The sequence below is a fragment of the Vibrio sp. Vb1166 genome (genome assembly GCF_033338695.1).
In the GTDB taxonomy this organism is placed as follows: Bacteria; Pseudomonadota; Gammaproteobacteria; order Enterobacterales; family Vibrionaceae; genus Vibrio; species Vibrio alginolyticus.
In genome coordinates this window covers 375,915-392,807 of record NZ_JAWOTE010000002.1, presented here as the reverse complement: position 1 = coordinate 392,807, position 16,893 = coordinate 375,915, and the positions used below count along the sequence as shown (strand labels likewise).

Sequence of the window (16,893 nt, the reverse complement as noted above, 5' to 3'; positions counted from 1 at the left end):
CAAAAGTCAGGTCCGAGAGAGTAGCAAACATGCGTAAAAACAATGTCATTACAGAGTAAAGTCATTGCTTACACACTTGCCATCGGTAACCCCGCTACCTTCCATATCGTAATATGGTTCAGGCCGGAGGCTTTGCGTCCCACTCTTTCGAATGGTTTGCCCTGTGCGTGACACAATGAGCATACTTCTTATATTGAATTAACATCACGGTTTAGCGTTAAAAGTGTGATTTCGGTTCAATAAAAATGATAGATTGAATGCTCTATTTTGCATATGGAAAGGTGCAAATTGGCCTTTGAAAAGGAGTTCTTAATATATATTACATTTATATAAAACAGGGAGTTAACGTTAGTCAATTGTTATTAGAGTGGTGTGAAGTATTAGAGAATGCTTAATTTTTCCAAAAAAATAAGCGCCCCTGTAGAGCGCTTATTTAACACGGTTAAATACAGTGAAATTTAGTTCATTTTTTTCACAGTATTTCGAATTACAAGCTCAGGTTGCATTTCGAAAATTCGTTTTTCGTGTTCTTTATCTTTGATACGCTCAAGTAGAATTTCGAATGCATTTTTACCAACACGACGTTTAGGTTGGTGGATAGTCGTTAGCGGTGGAGAGAAGTATTCCGCAAGCTCGATGTTGTCGTAGCCGATCACTGAAATATCTTCAGGAATTTTGATCCCGTTTTGTTGCAAGCGGCTCATTAGGCCTAGAGCCATTGTGTCGTTAAAACAGAATACCGCCGTCGGGCGCTTGTCCATTGCGGTAATTTTATCTGCAACTAATACGGCCGTATCACATTCAAAGTTACCTTCAAGGATCCAGTCTTCATTTACAGCTAGGTTCGCTTCGCTCATTGCGCGACGGAAACCTGCAATGCGCTCTTGGCAAGCAAGCTTTTCAAAATGACCGCTTAGACAAGCGATATCCGTATGACCATTGTCAATCAGATGTTTGGTTGCAATGTAGCCACCTTCTTCTGAGTTATCCATGATCTTGTCTGCTTGTGAGCTCTCTGGGCCCCAATCCATGACCACTTTAGGAATGTCCGCATGACGGTCAAGCATCTCTTTTAGTTCTTCGGTTAAGTCAGAACACATCACTAGGATGCCATCAACGCGCTTTTCAGCCAGCATACGAATGTAATCGCGTTGTTTTTCGTAAATCCCGCCTGTGTTACATAAAATCAGAGTATAGCCTTGGCGGTAACAGTAGCTCTCAACGCCATCAATCACTTCTGAGAAAAATAGGTTAGTTGATTGAGTTACTAACATGCCAATCGTACGAGTTGAGTTGCATTTTAGGCTGCGTGCAACGGCACTTGGCGCGTAATTCAGCTCGTCAACGGCTTTCATTACTTTTTCTTGCGTTGCTTCTGCAACGAAACGCGTTTTATTGATAACGTGCGAAACTGTCGTAGTGGAAACGCCGGCTAAGCGAGCAACGTCTTTTATCGTGGCCATAAATGGTGTCCTGTATCGAGCTACTGAAATATGTCGTATTGGATGTACCTGATGCTCTAATGGTTTCACACCTAGCAATATAAAATTGGCGCTAAGTGTCTCGGCAGCGGTTGATCCAAGTGCGACAAAAGGGTACGTAGCAGCATCGGTCGATGAATTTTATCTTTTTTCTATCTGATGAGAAATTGCCATCAACCTGTTAAGAAAACACAAAAACCGCTATATTTCAGCGGTTTACATATAAATCATATTTAATCGTTTGCGCTCACATTTTAGCCCTATGTGGACTGACTAGCAATGTTTTCAGCAAGAGATTTGTGTATTTGAAGTCACATTTTGACTGCTAAATAACCAAGCGTCTTTGCGCTAAGTTAAGGCAAACGAATATTATACCCAAGTTACTTACAATCGGTCACTTTCAGGCATACAGGAAGCCCGATAGGCAGGCTCCCTAAAAATAGGCGGCAATTATTCACCAAGAAGGTAGGCGCTGTCTAGTTTACAAAATGCAACTAATAGTTTCGCGACACTTGAGTAAAATCCAAATTCATCGAATTGTTTACATTTGTCTGAAAACTGAGGTAACCAAGACATCAATTGTTGCTGGATAAAGTCGTTTTGTTTAACGAAGGCTTCTTCCATGTGTTTTTCTTGTTCAAGCTCGTTTGAGCGGATAATCATGTTCCCGAGAAAGTCGAGCTCAACGGCTAAGTGATCCGCAGGTTCCTTTAGGTTTTCGTCTACTTGAACGCCAAATTCAGCCATCAACTTTTCCATTTCCTCAGCTGGCTTGTCATTCAGTAAACCTGATTCACCAATGTACATGGATGCGTAAGGAAGAGCGCCGTATTTTTCTGTCTTCAAAAACAGTTCACAAAAGTCAGCTGCAAGCTCTAGTTGTGCATCTTCACGATCTTGTAACCGATTCAATGCATCAACTAGGCTATCAACGGCTGGTTTTAGCGACTCATTTTCACCTAAACCTGCGAGAAAACTGCGAATTTCAACACTGTGATAGGCTTCCAATTCTTTCTCTGTTAGTTCTTTTGCGAACAAGCTCGAAAACCACCAGTAAATTTCAGCGCGTTTTTCATTAAAAGCTTTCACTTCTTGCATTTTGGGCTCCTGAATGATGCTTCAAGTCATGCATCACAAAGTCAATTAGGGATATCCCCTAAGTGTAATCAATTAAAATGAATAGCAGTAACTATAATTGTTATGTTTTATGGTCAAAAATGACCGTTTATTAATAGCAATGGGCAAGCTTGTTTTGAATCAATAAAAACGCTAAATCTTGCGTTTTAATGTATCTATGACTAGAAATGTTACTAGTTATGAATAGAATACGTCTTGGATAATAAGAAGACAGAAAAGTGGTGTAAATGAGCTATCACGTATTAGTCGTAGAAGATGATGTTGTAACTCGTAGTAAGCTTGCGGGATATTTCCAAAATGAGGGCTACCAAGTCAGCGAAGCAGAGAGTGGCGCAGAAATGCGTGAAGTTTTGCAAGCGGGCGATGTAGACCTGATCATGCTGGATATTAACCTGCCTGGTGAAGACGGCCTGATGCTTACTCGTGAGTTACGTAGCCAATCGGATATTGGTATCATATTAGTAACAGGACGCACGGATAGCATTGATAAAATCGTAGGCCTAGAAATGGGTGCTGACGATTATGTGACAAAACCTTTTGAACTGAGAGAGCTGTTAGTTCGCGTTAAAAACTTGCTGTGGCGTATTTCAGCAGCGCGCAGTGGCAGCTCGAAAGCGAATGAAACCAGTGAAGAGCACATTGTGCGCTTTGGGGAGTGGACATTCGACATTCAACGTCGCGCACTTAGCCGCAACGGTGAGCCAGTAAAACTAACTAAAGCAGAGTATGAACTTTTGGTGGCATTATCGTCTTACCCTAACCAGGTGTTAAGTCGTGAGCGTATTTTGAACATGATCAGCCATCGAGTGGATGCGCCGAATGACCGCACCATTGATGTTCTTATTCGACGTATGCGCGCAAAAATGGAGTTCGATCCTAAGAACCCACAGATTTTTGTAACGGTGCACGGCGAAGGCTATATGTTTGCTGGTGACTAGTTTGAACATAACTCAATCGTAAAAAGAAAAGGAGAGCTTCGGCTCTCCTTTTTTGTGGCTTCAAGATAATACTAGTTTGCTTCAACCATTGGTGTTTGGCCGACAGTATCACGCAACCTTTGCCAAATACTGCCCAAGTACTCATGCCAATAAAGCTCTGTTTGTTCTAAGTAACGCGCTTTAGGTGAGTATTTATCCCAAGGTTGACTTATCTCGCTAATAGCTAAGAAGTTGGTCGGGGCTGGGATTGGTTTAATGCCTGCTGCGTTGAACTCATACAATGCACGGCTCATGTGACTCGCAGAAGTGACTAACACAATCTCCTTTTGTTGAACGAATGCAGCCGCTTGACGCGCCTCTTCCCACGTATCTTTCGCATCTTCTAATAAAATGATATCGGATTTCGCGACTCCCAACGCAAGGGCAACGTTCGCCATCATTCGCGCGTGGCTAATTTCAGAACCGCCAGCATAGCCGGATAAGATTAATTTCGCGCCTGGATACATTCTTAAAATACGAATGCCCTCAGTTAAGCGCATTAATGCTGCACGGCTTAACTGCGAGGTGGGTGGAATTTCGTCATCGATAACATGACCATTCCCTAAAACCATCACGTAGTCGATGGTGCCAGAAACTGGCAAAAAGGCTTTATGCTCTCGCTCTAACGGCATAAGAAGCTTGGTTGAAACAGGTTGGAAGGCAACAAGAAAAATGCCAACAAAAGAGAATAGAACAACGAAGCAGCCAGTTTTACGTTTTGTAGTAAAACTAATGAGAGCAAGACCCAACAAGCCTATCAGCAGCAATGCCGGAAGGGGCATAAGCATGGCTGACACTACTTTTTTCAGCTCAAACATACATAAATAGTCCGAAAAAACATCAATTGATAATAAAAATGAGGGTATCCCTCTTTATTCCTGCTTTCCTTGTGCCAGAATAGCGGCACAATCCGTTATGATAACTCAGCAGAAGTGACAGAAGACCGCAATTTCGACGATATCGCCCACAAATTTGCAAAAAATATTTACGGCTCCGATAAAGGGGAGATCCGCCAAATCATTGTGTGGGAAGATTTTCTACAGATTCTAAGTGAATTAGATGCTGACCAGCAACCCCTAGAAGTGTTAGACGCTGGTGGTGGTTTGGCACAAATGTCGCAAAAGCTTGCTAAGCTCGGACATCGAATCGCTTTATGTGATCTATCTTCGGAAATGCTGCAGTTGGCTAAGCAGGATATTGAAAAAAACGGTTTGCTTGAGCAGTATCGCCTGATTCATTCGCCTGTCCAATCCATCGGTGAACATATGGATGTACAGGTCGATCTGGTTATGTTCCACGCTGTGATGGAGTGGCTGGTTGATCCTAAGGCCGCACTTGAAACAGTTCTAGAGCAAGTAAAACCGGGAGGCATCGCATCAGTCATGTTCTACAACCACCACGGTTTAGTCTATAAAAATGTGGTTTGTGGCAACATTCCTCATATTTTAGACGGCATGCCTCACCGGAAAAGATTTAAACTACAGCCGCAGAAAGGCCTAAAACCCGAAGAGGTCTATCAATGGATAGAAGATTCTGGTTTTAGTATTTGTGGCAAATCTGGTATTCGTTCCTTCAGTGATTACATAGGCAATATGCAATACATGGGCGATTACGAGTTTGAAGATGTGTTGGCGCTAGAAAAACAACTTTGTCGACAAGAGCCATACCTCTCATTAGGCCGCTACATACACGTGTGGGCTAAGAAGAACGATAAACAGGAATAACGATGAGTGAGATGACTCTCAATGCTGCAGAGCAACCAATCGATGAGTTGGTTGGCTGGGTTAAGCAGCACGATTTCTCGTTGAACCTGACCACTGAGCGATTGGCATTTTTGATTGCCATCGCTGTACTAAGTAATGAAAGGTTCGATGAAGAATTGGGTGAAGGTGAATTGCACGACGCATTTGCCATCGTCACTCGACTTTTTGATGAGACCGGCGAAGCTTCGGCTTTCCGTGCGAACAATGCCATCAACGAGATGGTTAAGCAGCGTCTTATGAGCCGTTTTGTCAGTGAGATTACTGACGGAGCGAGCATTTACCGCTTGTCGCCATTAGCGATAGGAATTACCGACTACTACGTGCGTCATCGCGAGTTCTCGAAACTGCGTCTTTCTATCCAGCTATCGATGGTAGCGGATGAAATGGCAAAAGCGATTGAAGCTGCACAAAAGGGTGGCACTCCGGGCCACTGGAAGAAAAACGTTTACGGAATTTTGAAATATTCTGTAGGCGAGATCTTCGATCAAATCGACCTTAACCAACGTGTGATGGATGAGCAGCAACAGTCTGTTAAACAACAGATTGCTGATCTGCTTAACAAAGACTGGCGTGAAGCGATCAACAACTGTGAAGCGCTACTGTCAGAAACGTCGAGCACGTTGCGTGAACTTCAAGATACGCTGCAAGCTGCCAGTGATGAACTGCAAACTCAGATCCTAGATATTCAAGAAATTGTTTACGGTGACCCTGAGCTGGAGTTCATCGAAGAAGCCTTGTTTGGTCTGCAAATGAAGCTGGACCGAATCACAAGCTGGGGCCAGCAAGCGATCGATCTCTGGATTGGTTATGACAGACACGTACACAAGTTTATCCGTACTGCTATTGATATGGATAAGAACCGTGCGTTTAGCTCGCGTCTGCGTCAATCCGTCAAAGATTACTTCGATGCGCCTTGGTATCTGACTTATGCAGATGCGGAAAGGCTTTCTGACCTTCGTGATGAAGCCCTAGTACTGCGTGATGACGAGGTAACGGGTCAAGTTCCGATGGAAGTAGAATACGAAGAGTTTCAACAAGTCAATGATGAGTTGGCAGAGCGAATTGGTGACATGCTAAAAGCGCATAAAGATCAAGGCACACCAATCGACTTGAGCGTGGTACTGCGAGATTACCTTGCACAACACCCATACACTCATCACTTTGATTTAGCTCGCATTGTCGTTGATCAGGCGGTACGTCTGGGTTACTCAGAATCCGACTACCAAGCTGTTCAGCCAGACTGGAAAGCAATCAACGAATTTGGGGCAAAGGTACAAGCGAATGTCATCGACCGATACTAATGAATACATGTCAGAGAATCTGGCAAAAGCAATTTCTAACCCTCTGTTCCCAGCGCTAGACAGCATGCTTCGAGCAGGGCGTCATATCTCAAGTGAAGATCTAGACAACCACGCGTTGTTGTCGGATTTCGAACTTGAGCTTTCTTCTTTCTACCAACGCTACAACACCGAATTGGTGAAAGCGCCAGAAGGTTTCTTCTACCTTCGTCCACGTTCAACATCTCTGATTGGCCGTAGTGTTCTTTCTGAACTGGATATGCTGGTGGGTAAGGTACTGTGTTTCCTTTACCTAAGCCCAGAGCGTCTTGCGCACGAAGGCATCTTCACTAACCAAGAGCTGTACGACGAACTGCTTGCTCTAGCAGATGAAAATAAGCTGATGAAGCTAGTGACGAACCGTGCTACCGGTTCTGACCTTGATAAAGAAAAGCTGTTTGAAAAAGTACGTACGTCACTTCGTCGTCTGCGTCGCCTAGGCATGATCATCAACATCGGTGAGACCGGTAAATTCAGCATCAGTGAAGCGGTATTCCGCTTTGGTGCCGATGTACGTATTGGCGATGATATGCGTGAAGCGCAATTGCGTCTGATCCGTGATGGTGAAGCGGTAGTGCACACCAAAGAGCCAAGCCAAGGCAGCCTATTGTCTGAAGAAGATCAAGACGACCAAGCCCAAGAAGAAACAACAGAAGAGGGTGAAGCATGAGCATGATTGAACGCGGTAAATACCAATCGCTGACCATGGTCAACTGGAACGGCTTCTTTGCCCGTACGTTTGACATCGATGGTCTGGTCACCACGCTATCAGGTGGTAACGGTGCAGGTAAATCAACCACAATGGCGGCGTTCATCACCGCATTGATTCCTGACCAAACGCTGCTGCACTTCCGTAACACGACAGAAGCAGGCAGCAGCCAATCGTCTCGCGACAAAGGTTTGTACGGTAAGCTACAGCCGGGCGCATGTTATGCGGCGCTAGACGTGGTGAACTCACGTAACCAACGCCTATTGTTTGCAGTAAAACTACAGCAAGTTGCGGGTCGTGATAAGAAAGTAGACATCAAACCGTTTGTGATCCAAGGTCTTCCAAGCCATGTGAAACCAACGGATATCTTGGTTGAAAGCGTATCTGCGACTCAAGCTCGTGTACGTCAAATCAACGAAGTAAAAGAATCGATCGCGGAATTTGAAGGCGTTCAGTTCAAAGCGTTCTCTTCTATCGTGGATTACCACGCACAAATGTTTGAATTCGGTGTGATTCCGAAGAAACTGCGTAACTCTGGTGACCGTTCTAAATTCTACCGCCTGATCGAAGCATCGCTTTACGGTGGTATCTCAAGTGCGATTACCCGTTCGCTACGTGACTACCTTCTGCCACAAAACGGCGGCGTGAAGAAAGCGTTCCAAGATATGGAATCGGCGCTGCGTGAAAACCGCATGACGCTAGAAGCGATCAAAACTACGCAAGCAGACCGTGACTTGTTCAAACACTTGATCACAGAGTCGACTAACTACGTGGCAGCGGACTATATGCGCCATGCTAACGAGCGTCGTAAAAAACTAGAACAGACATTGTCTTTGCGTTCAGAGTTATTTGGTTCTCGCGAGACCTTGATTGAGCAAAACAATCTGCTTAATCGCGTTCAAGAAGAGCTGGAACTGCTGATCGAATCAGAATCTTCTTTAGAGCAAGACTACCAAGCGGCTTCTGATCACTTGCAACTGGTGCAAAACGCGCTGCGTCAGCAAGAGAAGATCGAACGCTACCAAGAAGATCTTGAAGAGCTGAGCGAGCGTCTTGAAGAACAAATGATGGTAGTGGAAGAAGCGCAAGAACGCGTGATGATGGCTGAAGAGCAAGCTACCGTTGCAGAAGAAGAGGTGGATAGCCTTAAGACGCAACTTGCTGATTACCAGCAAGCTCTTGACGTTCAGCAAACTCGCGCCCTTCAATATCAACAAGCAGTTCAAGCGCTGGAGAAAGCGAAGCAGCTACTTGGCGATGACAGCCTAACGGCGGAATCGGCTCAAGCGCTTGTCTCTGAGCTTAAGAGCAAAGAATCAGAACACACCAATGCGTTGCTATCGGTTAAGCACAAACTGGACATGTCCTCTGCAGCGGCAGAGCAGTTTGAAACCGCGCTTAAACTGGTACAAAGCATCGTTGGTCAAGTTGAGCGCAAAGACGCGTCTGAACATGCGAAAACTGCAATCGCGAAAGCGCGTGAGTCACAACAAATCGCACAAAACGAACAGCAATGGCGAGCACAACACCGTGATCTCGAACGCAGCCTTAACCAGCAGCGTCAAGCACGTGAACTGGTTGCTGAATACAAAAAGCAATATCACGTTGAACTAACCGATGAGGTTACGTTTGAACAAGAACGTGAACGTCATGCGACGCAAATCGAATCACTAGAGATAGCTCAAGAAGAAGTTCGTGATCAGCGTGGTGAACAGCGCCGTCTAGAGCAAAACGCGGTGGCAGAAATCAGTAAGCTTGAAGCAATAGCACCAGCTTGGATCGCGGCGAACGATGCGCTAGAGAAACTGAGAGAGCAGAGCGGTGAAGAGCTTGAGGATCGCCATGCGGTAATGAACCACATGCAAGTTGTCCTTGAACAAGAAAGGGAGCTGTCTTTAGCTAAAGATAAGCTTGCTGAGCGCCGTAGCCAGCTAGACTCTGAGATTGAGCGTCTTGCTTCTCCTGGTGGTTCAAATGACCCTCGCCTGAAAGGTTTGGCAGATACGCTGGGCGGTGTATTGCTGTCTGAGATCTACGATGACATCACGATTGATGACGCGCCTTATTTCAGTGCGATGTACGGTCCGGCTCGTCACGCTATCGTTGTTTCTGACTTGTCAGGCATCGAAGAGAAACTGGTAGAGCTAGACGACTGTCCAGAAGACTTGTACATCATTGAAGGTGACATCGATGCCTTTGATGACAGCTCGTTCGATGCAGAAGAGTTAGAGGGCGCGGTTTGCGTTCGTATGAACGATCGCCAAATGCGTTACTCTCGCTTGCCTGAGATCCCATTGTTTGGCCGTGCGGCACGTGAGCAGCGTCTAGAGTTGCTGCGTAACGAACGAGAAGAAGTGGTAGAGAAACACGCAAAAGCGGCGTTTGATTCTCAGAAAATGCAGCGCTTGTACCAAGCGTTTAACCTATTTGTGTCTAACCACATTCAGGTTGCTTTTGACGCCGATCCAGAACAAGCACTGGCAACTATTCGTGATAAGCGTAACCAAATTGCTCGCGTGTTGGCGGATCTGGATGTGAAAGAGCAACAACAACGTTCTCAGCTTCAAACCAGCAAGCAAGCGTTGTCTTCTCTGGACAAGCTAGCGTCACACATGGTGCTTGTTGAAGATGAGTCATTGCAAGCGCGTTTTGATGAGCTAGAAGAGAAAATCGCTCAGCTTGCAGAGGCGAAGAACTTCTTAAGCAACCATGCAAAAGCCGTCGCGCAATTAGAGAATATTGCGTCTGCGCTTGATGCTGACCCAGAGCAATTCGACGCGCTAGAAGCAGAATACAAAGCGGCAGACGAACAGCTACAAGATCTTAAGAAGCAAATCTTTGCACTCTCAGATCTCGTTGAGCGTCGCCACTACTTCGCTTACTCAGATTCAGTAGACCTACTGAACAAGAGCAGCGAACTGAGCGAGCAGCTAAAAGCAAAACTGGTTCAAGCTGAACAAATGCGTACACGCTCTCGTGAAGAGTTGAAACAGTCGCAAGGCCAAATGAACCAATACAACCAAGTATTGGCGTCATTGAAGAGTTCACACCAAGCGAAACTGGAAACGGTTCAAGAGTTCAAACAAGAACTTCAAGAGTTTGGCGTGAACGCGGACGAAGGTGCTGAAGAACGTGCAATGCGTCGTCGTGATGAATTGCATGAGCGTCTACACACGTCTCGTAGCCGTAAGAGCGAATACGAGCGCACAATCACCTCTACTGAACTAGAGATGAAAGGCTTGGCGAAACGTCTGAAGAAAGTTCAGAAAGAATACGTTGAGCTACGTACCTTTGTGGTTGCAGCGAAAGCTGGCTGGTGCTCTGTACTTCGTCTGGCGCGCGAGAACGATGTTGAACGTCGTCTACACAAGCGTGAACTGGCTTACATGTCAGCGGATGAACTGCGTTCGATGTCGGATAAATCACTGGGTGCGCTGCGTCTAGCGGTTGCGAACAATGACGACCTGCGTGATGCGCTGCGTCTATCAGAAGACAACGCTCGCCCAGAGCGTAAAGTTCTGTTCTATATTGCTGTATACCAACACCTTCGTGAGCGTATTCGTCAGGATATCATCCGTACTGATGACCCAGTTGAAGCAATCGAAGAGATGGAAGTCGAGCTGGCGCGTCTAACGGAAGAGCTAACGCAACGTGAAAACCGTCTAGCGATCAGCTCTGAGTCGGTAGCGAGCATCATCAAGAAGACGATTCAGCGTGAGCAAAACCGTATTCGTATGCTGAATCAAGGCTTGTCGAACATTTCGTTTGGTCAGGTGAAGGGCGTACGTCTAAACGTGAAGATCCGCGAAAGTCACGAAGTGCTACTGAACGGTCTAGCGACACAACAAGAGCAGCACAAAGACCTGTTTGAATCGACTCGCTTTACTTTCTCCGAAGCAATGGCGAAGCTGTTCCAACGTGTGAACCCACATATCGATATGGGTCAACGTTCTCCTCAGGTTTTGGGTGAAGAGCTACTGGATTACCGTAACTACCTAGAGCTAAGTGTAGAAGTGAACCGTGGTACAGATGGTTGGCTACAGGCTGAGTCTGGCGCGCTATCAACAGGTGAGGCGATCGGTACTGGTCAGTCAATCCTACTGATGGTTGTTCAAAGCTGGGAAGAAGAATCACGCCGCCTGCGCAGTAAAGACATTGTGCCTTGTCGTCTGCTGTTCTTAGATGAAGCAGCGCGTCTGGATGCGAAATCGATCGCGACATTGTTCGAATTGTGTGACCGTCTGGATATGCAGCTTCTTATCGCGGCACCAGAAAACATCAGCCCAGAGAAAGGTACGACCTACAAACTGGTGCGTAAGGTGTTTAAAGACCACGAACACGTACACGTAGTGGGTCTGCGCGGTTTTGGTCAAACGGATAAGCCTAAGACCGAAGCACAAGAGATGATTGAAGAGTTTGAATCGTAAACTTCGAATCTAACAAAACGCCCGCAATGAACGCGGGCGTTTTTGTATCTGTTTACGAGGCAGGCTTCGAAATACATAAGATAAGCCGAGACTGTAGGACGGCAGTCTCGGCTTATTAACGGAACTTAATGAGGAAGCGACGTTTATTCCTCTGGAATATCGTCCCTGACTTCGATCATTTCAGCAAGCTCTTCAAGTGCTTGGACAGAAAGCTCAGACAAGCGTTGTAGGTGTTGGTCTAAGCTCTCTTGTTCTTCAAGCTCTGGTTCATCATTATTTGTTTCTTTTATTAGCATTTCCCAACCTCTCAAGTTGAGTAAGGGGAGCTCTCATCATACTCAAAAGGCAAAGTAGAAAAGAAACGATCTATGTTGATTTTGTTAGCTCGATCATTGATTCAACTTATATATGAGAAGGATGTGTTTAATAAGGAGAGCAACTGCAAGGTTTTTGGATGCGGGAACAAAAACGCCAGTAATCATGACAATTACTGGCGAGTAATAACGAACATTATGTCGGAGGGTTAGAACAACGGCTTCACACCGAACTGCTCTGCCGCGTAAGCGACGCGTTCAATCGGTTTTGGATACTCAGCAGGTGTGCCAAGGCTCTCTATGTGTTTCAAACGAGGAAGCAAGCCTGCACCATTAGCGATTTGGATTGCCAGACCAGGGCGAGCGTTAAGCTCTAAAACCATAGGTCCTTCATCTTTATCCAGCACCATATCCGTACCCATGTATCCCAAACCTGTCATTTCCCAGGCACTTGACGCAAGCTCCAGCAAGCGCTCCCAATGCGGTACTTGAAGGGTCGAAAGGTCTTTACCTGTATCAGGGTGATGAGTAACTGGATGATCGAACTGCACCGCTCTGACGGCTTTACCTGTCGCGATGTCAATGCCTACTCCTACGGCACCTTGGTGAAGGTTTGCTTTGCCGTCGGAAGCCGCTGTAGAACAGCGCATCATCGCCATAACTGGATAACCTTTAAATACGATGATCCGAACATCTGGTACGCCTTCATAACTGAAGCCATCAAAACAGTCATCAAACTTGATTAAGTTTTCAACCACAGCAACGTCATTTTTACCACCAAGAGAGAAAAGGCCAGCAAGCGCATTACTAATGTGACGCTCGACCTCATCCCTACCAATTGTAGAGCCGGAGGGTTTGGTATATACCCCGTTTTTGTGAGACGTAACAACCAGAATGCCTTTACCGCCACTACCTTGTGCAGGTTTGATTACAAAACCAGGCCAGTTCTCAACCATTTTGTGGATAGTCTTAACTTCAGCTTGGTTGTGAATGACACCGATCAGGGCAGGAACGGTTGCTCCTGCTGCCTGTGCAATAATTTTGGTCTTTAGCTTGTCATCGACAAGTGGGTATTTAGAACGATCATTGTAACGGCCAATATAGCTGTGGTTACGCTTGTTCATCCCCATAATGCCTTTATGGCGAAGCTTAGACGGCGAAGTAAAACTTTCGAACATCGTTTAGTCCTCCGCTAGTGGTTTGAAGCGTCGTAGCTCAGTGAGGCGGTAACCTGTGTAAGTACCTAGTAATAGAATACCGGCCAGAACAATCAACTGTAGACCAATGAAGTTAAAGGTTAAGTGTTGAATGTATGAGTTCGTCATTGCAAGGTAAACTAATACCGCTGTCAGCAATGAACCACCACCTTGCAGAGCAACTTCCTTCGCACCTTCTTCTTCCCATAGGATTGACATACGTTCAATCGTCCAAGACAAGATGATCATAGGGAAGAAGGTAATTGTTAGGCCTTCTGTTAAGCCCATTTTAAACGCAACAACGGTGAACACCGAGATGATCATAATAACGGTAATAATGACCGCAGATATCCTTGCTACCAGCAATAAGTTCAACCTAGACAAATAGCTTCGAATAATCAGGCCTGTACCTACAATTAGCAAGAAACCGACAATACCCGTTAATAGTTGAGTTTGAACAAAAGCAACGGCAATCAACACAGGCATGAAGGTACCGGATGTTTTCAGGCCGATAATCACACGCAAGAACACAACGATCAGAGCACCAATAGGGATGAGCATGATGGTTTTGAACATCGCTTGCTCTTCCAAAGGTAGGCTATGAATTGAAATATTCAGTAATCCATCTGCTTCTATTTTGTTGTTTGTAGCTTGTTGTGGTGTCATTTCTTGCTTAATCATCGAGAAATGCACTTGGCTATTTTTACCACCAACAAGGTCAAGTAAGGATACGTTTGATTCATCCCACACTAACAAGTTGGGTTTCACTGCTTTTTGTTCGGATTTTGGCGAAAACAGTACCCAATCTTTACCTGACCAAACCTGAACCATTGGTTGAATTGTTTGGCGTCGACGACCATCTTCTAGTTCGATAACACCGACGGTTTTGCTCTGTATACCTGCGGTAAGCAAAATATTATGCAGTGCATCAGTACGGCTGAAATCGTTCAGTAGTAGCGACGAGTTTTGGCTATCTGGGTCATTAAGCGCTTTGATAAGCTCACGAGTAAACGTCACATTATCGGCTGAGCGACTCATCGCACGTTCGATAAGGGCATTTGCCGCTGCTGCTTGTGGTGCTGATAGCGTTGGTGGCGTAATGTCTTCCGTTGGCGGTAAAGGAGTGACTTTAGCCTGAGGGTCTACTAAGAACTGGGCTTTGTAGTATATGGTTTGTGGCCCTTGAGCTTGGCGAATTGACCATTCTGCACGACGGCCTGAATCGTCATTGATGTAGGAAACGCCATAACCTGATGAGGAAGCAGATTCACCGATAAGTGTGTAACCACTTTGTGTATGAGGTGCTGCAAGTGACGCTTTTACTTCGTTGCCGTTAGCATTGAACTCAATACGAGCTTCTACATCCCACACCTGGCGAGTTTCGCCTGGCGTCCAAGGCACGCCGTAGTTTTCATGCCTGAAAACACTCAGAGCAATGCCCGCAATCACCAATAAGATGATAGAAAGGTAAAACGGTATTTTTGACGTCATAATCTACCTTATTATTTTTTATCTTCGTCCGTTTGGATATAGGTACGACTTACATCGACAAGTGCTATGTCGCGCATAAATTCTCTACCCAGTAAAATAGGATGGTTCATATGTGAGCGATCTGCCAACGTAAATTGCGCTTTTTCATGAATTTTTCCAACGCGTACCCAAAGTTCTACCACAGCGCGGCGTTCTAACTCTTCACTGGTAACCTGGCGGATTTTGACGTAGCGAATGACAGGAGCTTCGATCCAAGTACTTTTCTCTTCTTCGGATTTACTGGTGTCTGCTAAGTGGAATCGGACCCATTTTTTGCCATTTCTTTCGAACTCTTCAATATCAACGGCATTTAAAGACGACGTCGCGGCACCAGTGTCGATACGTGCATCAAAAGTTTGCTTAATCGACTCTACCGTGACCTTTTCGATAGAGCCAAGGACAATATCGTGAGTTGGGGTTGGTTCCACAGGAGCGGGAGATTGGACAATAATCGGCTCTTTCGGTTTTTTTACTTCTGCCATTGCTTCATCGCGAAATGTAAGAAGTTCAACCTGTAGTTTATCGACTTGTTCTTCAAGGCTGTCGATATAGTCCGATTGGTTGCTGAGCTGTAGCTCTAGGTTGGTAATGCGATTATTGACATTCGCTTCTGAATTTTGAATCGCCGCTAACGTTTCTTGGTGGTACTGTTCGCCTTTGGTTAGTGAGCATCCAGATAGTAAGGCGATGGCAACAATCGGGGTCAATCGTAATAACATTGAAAACCTTGGGATTGGATTAAGTTGTTTATTTTTTAGGAGTTTAGCTTATATCGATAAAGCCTCACAAGTAAGAATGTTTCTCTATTACTTATTGTTTGAGGAATAGTGATGAAAAGCCAAAAATCAAGGACATAAAAGCGCATCCTTATTTAGAGCGTGCTTATATTTTGACGTGAAAAATGGATTCAAAAAACAAACTCGCTCATTACGAGGAAAGAGGGTAATGTCTTAACTCGTAAAATGAGTTAAGACAATGTCAGGAATCTCAGCGAATTATGATTTGCGAGCGACAAGAACCGCGCGGCGAGGGGCAGGATAGCCTTCTACAGTTTTGCTTGGGTCGTTCGGATCTAAGTAGTCAGGTAGAGAGTTATGCGTCATCCAATCTGTGGTACGTTGTTCGTCTACGGACGTGATGTTTTCATCAACGATACGAACATCTTCAAAACCGACCAATTCTAACCACACTTTTAGGGCTTTTGCTGAAGGGAAGAAATAGACATTACGCATTTGCGCGTAACGAGAAGTCGGGACCAGTACTGCATTCTCATCACCTTCAATCACGAGTGTTTCCAATACGAGTTCACCACCAGATACCAATTGATCTTTTAGTTGCACTAAATGATCGAGAGGCGAGCGGCGATGGTAAAGCACGCCCATGCTGAATACCGTATCGAACGCTTCTAACTTAGGTAGTTGTTCAATACCCAATGGCAATAGGTGTGCACGTTGGTCATCGCCCATTAGTTTACGAATTGCTTCGAACTGAATTAGAAACAGGTGAGATGGATCGATACCGACAGTTAAGCGTGCACCTTCGCCTAGCATGCGCCACATGTGGTATCCGTTACCACAACCTACATCGAGTACGCTGCGATTCTTTAATGGTGAAATATGCGGAAGCACGCGGTCCCATTTCCAATCACTGCGCCACTCAGTATCAATATGGATGCCGTGTACTTGGTATGGGCCTTTGCGCCAAGGATGGAATGTACGAAGTAAGCTTTCTAGCTTTTTAAGTTCCCCTTGAGGCATCGGCTCATTGTTTGAAATCGTGACAGAATCAACAATGTCGATGTTGTCCGGTCTACCCGCTGGGATTTTGTTCAGGGCTTTCAACCAGCGACCAAAGTCACCGTGCTCTGCATTTTGCCAATCCGTTAGCTGTTGCGGAAGCACATTAAGCCAAGGTTGAAGACGAGTGTCTTGGGCAATCAATTGGTAGAAATTTGCAAAGTTAAACATAGTTAGTCAATCGCTGAGTTGATGGGTATAAATTATTAACAAAAGCCGAAATCGG

The 16,893-nt window shown here is 45.4% G+C and carries 13 protein-coding genes and 1 riboswitch; of the genes, 5 read left to right on the top strand and 8 right to left on the bottom strand.

Going from position 1 to position 16,893, the window contains the following annotated elements; genetic code table 11:
• Positions 1 to 81: 81 nt before the first annotated feature.
• Positions 82 to 171, bottom strand: a riboswitch (cyclic di-GMP riboswitch).
• A gap of 287 nt (positions 172 to 458) precedes the next feature.
• Together purR and torD are read right to left on the bottom strand one after the other, a co-directional pair.
• Positions 459 to 1,463: an HTH-type transcriptional repressor PurR gene (gene purR / locus R7E51_RS04190; protein ID WP_005378368.1), complete on the bottom strand. Its 1,005-nt coding sequence runs from the start codon at positions 1,461 to 1,463 to the stop codon at positions 459 to 461.
• A 468-nt stretch (positions 1,464 to 1,931) separates the two neighbouring features.
• Positions 1,932 to 2,579 carry a molecular chaperone TorD gene (torD, locus tag R7E51_RS04185; protein ID WP_017820035.1) on the bottom strand — a complete coding sequence of 216 codons (648 nt, stop codon included), beginning with the start codon at positions 2,577 to 2,579 and terminating at the stop codon, positions 1,932 to 1,934.
• Positions 2,580 to 2,845: 266 nt separating this feature from the next.
• On the opposite strand from torD, the gene torR reads away from it, so the two are divergent.
• Entirely contained in the window at positions 2,846 to 3,556 is a 711-nt protein-coding gene (gene torR / locus R7E51_RS04180) for a two-component system response regulator TorR (RefSeq protein WP_005378370.1), read from the top strand.
• Positions 3,557 to 3,627: 71 nt separating this feature from the next.
• On the opposite strand, the gene elyC is transcribed toward torR, so the two are convergent.
• Entirely contained in the window at positions 3,628 to 4,413 is a 786-nt protein-coding gene (gene elyC, locus R7E51_RS04175) for an envelope biogenesis factor ElyC (protein ID WP_005387893.1), read from the bottom strand.
• A gap of 114 nt (positions 4,414 to 4,527) precedes the next feature.
• On the opposite strand from elyC, the gene cmoM reads away from it, so the two are divergent.
• From cmoM to mukB, 4 genes are read left to right on the top strand one after another with little or no spacing between them, the layout of a single operon-like run.
• The gene (gene cmoM, locus R7E51_RS04170) at positions 4,528 to 5,319 is read left to right on the top strand and encodes a tRNA uridine 5-oxyacetic acid(34) methyltransferase CmoM (RefSeq protein ID WP_033905340.1); all 792 of its coding nucleotides are present in this window, start codon (positions 4,528 to 4,530) and stop codon (positions 5,317 to 5,319) included.
• A 2-nt stretch (positions 5,320 to 5,321) separates the two neighbouring features.
• Entirely contained in the window at positions 5,322 to 6,659 is a 1,338-nt protein-coding gene (mukF, locus tag R7E51_RS04165) for a chromosome partition protein MukF (RefSeq protein WP_009707095.1), read from the top strand.
• On the top strand, positions 6,640 to 7,365 hold the full coding sequence (mukE, locus tag R7E51_RS04160; protein WP_005378379.1) for a chromosome partition protein MukE: 726 nt from the start codon (positions 6,640 to 6,642) through the stop codon (positions 7,363 to 7,365). Before mukF ends, mukE begins: the two co-directional genes overlap by 20 nt.
• A gap of 2 nt (positions 7,366 to 7,367) precedes the next feature.
• Positions 7,368 to 11,831: a chromosome partition protein MukB gene (gene mukB / locus R7E51_RS04155; RefSeq protein ID WP_031777201.1), complete on the top strand. Its 4,464-nt coding sequence runs from the start codon at positions 7,368 to 7,370 to the stop codon at positions 11,829 to 11,831.
• A gap of 143 nt (positions 11,832 to 11,974) precedes the next feature.
• Here the strand turns inward: mukB and R7E51_RS04150 are convergent, their stop codons facing one another.
• The 5 genes from R7E51_RS04150 to cmoB all read right to left on the bottom strand — a co-directional run bounded on the left by R7E51_RS04150 (position 11,975) and on the right by cmoB (position 16,838).
• Positions 11,975 to 12,127 (bottom strand): hypothetical protein, encoded by a 153-nt coding sequence (locus R7E51_RS04150; RefSeq protein ID WP_005378381.1) that lies wholly within the window; start codon positions 12,125 to 12,127, stop codon positions 11,975 to 11,977.
• A gap of 227 nt (positions 12,128 to 12,354) precedes the next feature.
• The gene (locus R7E51_RS04145) at positions 12,355 to 13,323 is read right to left on the bottom strand and encodes an alpha-L-glutamate ligase-like protein (RefSeq protein WP_005378387.1); all 969 of its coding nucleotides are present in this window, start codon (positions 13,321 to 13,323) and stop codon (positions 12,355 to 12,357) included.
• A 3-nt stretch (positions 13,324 to 13,326) separates the two neighbouring features.
• Positions 13,327 to 14,832, bottom strand: a complete 1,506-nt coding sequence (locus tag R7E51_RS04140) for an inactive transglutaminase family protein (protein WP_005378389.1) — start codon at positions 14,830 to 14,832, stop codon at positions 13,327 to 13,329.
• 11 nt (positions 14,833 to 14,843) lie between these two features.
• Positions 14,844 to 15,590: an ATP-dependent zinc protease family protein gene (locus R7E51_RS04135; protein WP_005378391.1), complete on the bottom strand. Its 747-nt coding sequence runs from the start codon at positions 15,588 to 15,590 to the stop codon at positions 14,844 to 14,846.
• Positions 15,591 to 15,866: 276 nt separating this feature from the next.
• Positions 15,867 to 16,838 carry a tRNA 5-methoxyuridine(34)/uridine 5-oxyacetic acid(34) synthase CmoB gene (cmoB, locus tag R7E51_RS04130; protein ID WP_176310868.1) on the bottom strand — a complete coding sequence of 324 codons (972 nt, stop codon included), beginning with the start codon at positions 16,836 to 16,838 and terminating at the stop codon, positions 15,867 to 15,869.
• Positions 16,839 to 16,893: the final 55 nt, after the last annotated feature.

What these genes read in the sequence shown, in the direction of transcription:
- R7E51_RS04145 (WP_005378387.1), bottom strand. Translation starts at nt 13,323, where the DNA reads ATGTTCGAAAGTTTTACTTCGCCGTCTAAGCTTCGCCATAAAGGCATT.
- R7E51_RS04135 (WP_005378391.1), bottom strand. Translation starts at nt 15,590, where the DNA reads ATGTTATTACGATTGACCCCGATTGTTGCCATCGCCTTACTATCTGGA.
- mukE (WP_005378379.1), top strand. Translation starts at nt 6,640, where the DNA reads ATGTCATCGACCGATACTAATGAATACATGTCAGAGAATCTGGCAAAA.
- purR (WP_005378368.1), bottom strand. Translation starts at nt 1,463, where the DNA reads ATGGCCACGATAAAAGACGTTGCTCGCTTAGCCGGCGTTTCCACTACG.
- elyC (WP_005387893.1), bottom strand. Translation starts at nt 4,413, where the DNA reads ATGTTTGAGCTGAAAAAAGTAGTGTCAGCCATGCTTATGCCCCTTCCG.
- R7E51_RS04150 (WP_005378381.1), bottom strand. Translation starts at nt 12,127, where the DNA reads ATGCTAATAAAAGAAACAAATAATGATGAACCAGAGCTTGAAGAACAA.
- mukF (WP_009707095.1), top strand. Translation starts at nt 5,322, where the DNA reads ATGAGTGAGATGACTCTCAATGCTGCAGAGCAACCAATCGATGAGTTG.
- cmoB (WP_176310868.1), bottom strand. Translation starts at nt 16,838, where the DNA reads ATGTTTAACTTTGCAAATTTCTACCAATTGATTGCCCAAGACACTCGT.
- R7E51_RS04140 (WP_005378389.1), bottom strand. Translation starts at nt 14,832, where the DNA reads ATGACGTCAAAAATACCGTTTTACCTTTCTATCATCTTATTGGTGATT.
- torR (WP_005378370.1), top strand. Translation starts at nt 2,846, where the DNA reads ATGAGCTATCACGTATTAGTCGTAGAAGATGATGTTGTAACTCGTAGT.
- torD (WP_017820035.1), bottom strand. Translation starts at nt 2,579, where the DNA reads ATGCAAGAAGTGAAAGCTTTTAATGAAAAACGCGCTGAAATTTACTGG.
- mukB (WP_031777201.1), top strand. Translation starts at nt 7,368, where the DNA reads ATGATTGAACGCGGTAAATACCAATCGCTGACCATGGTCAACTGGAAC.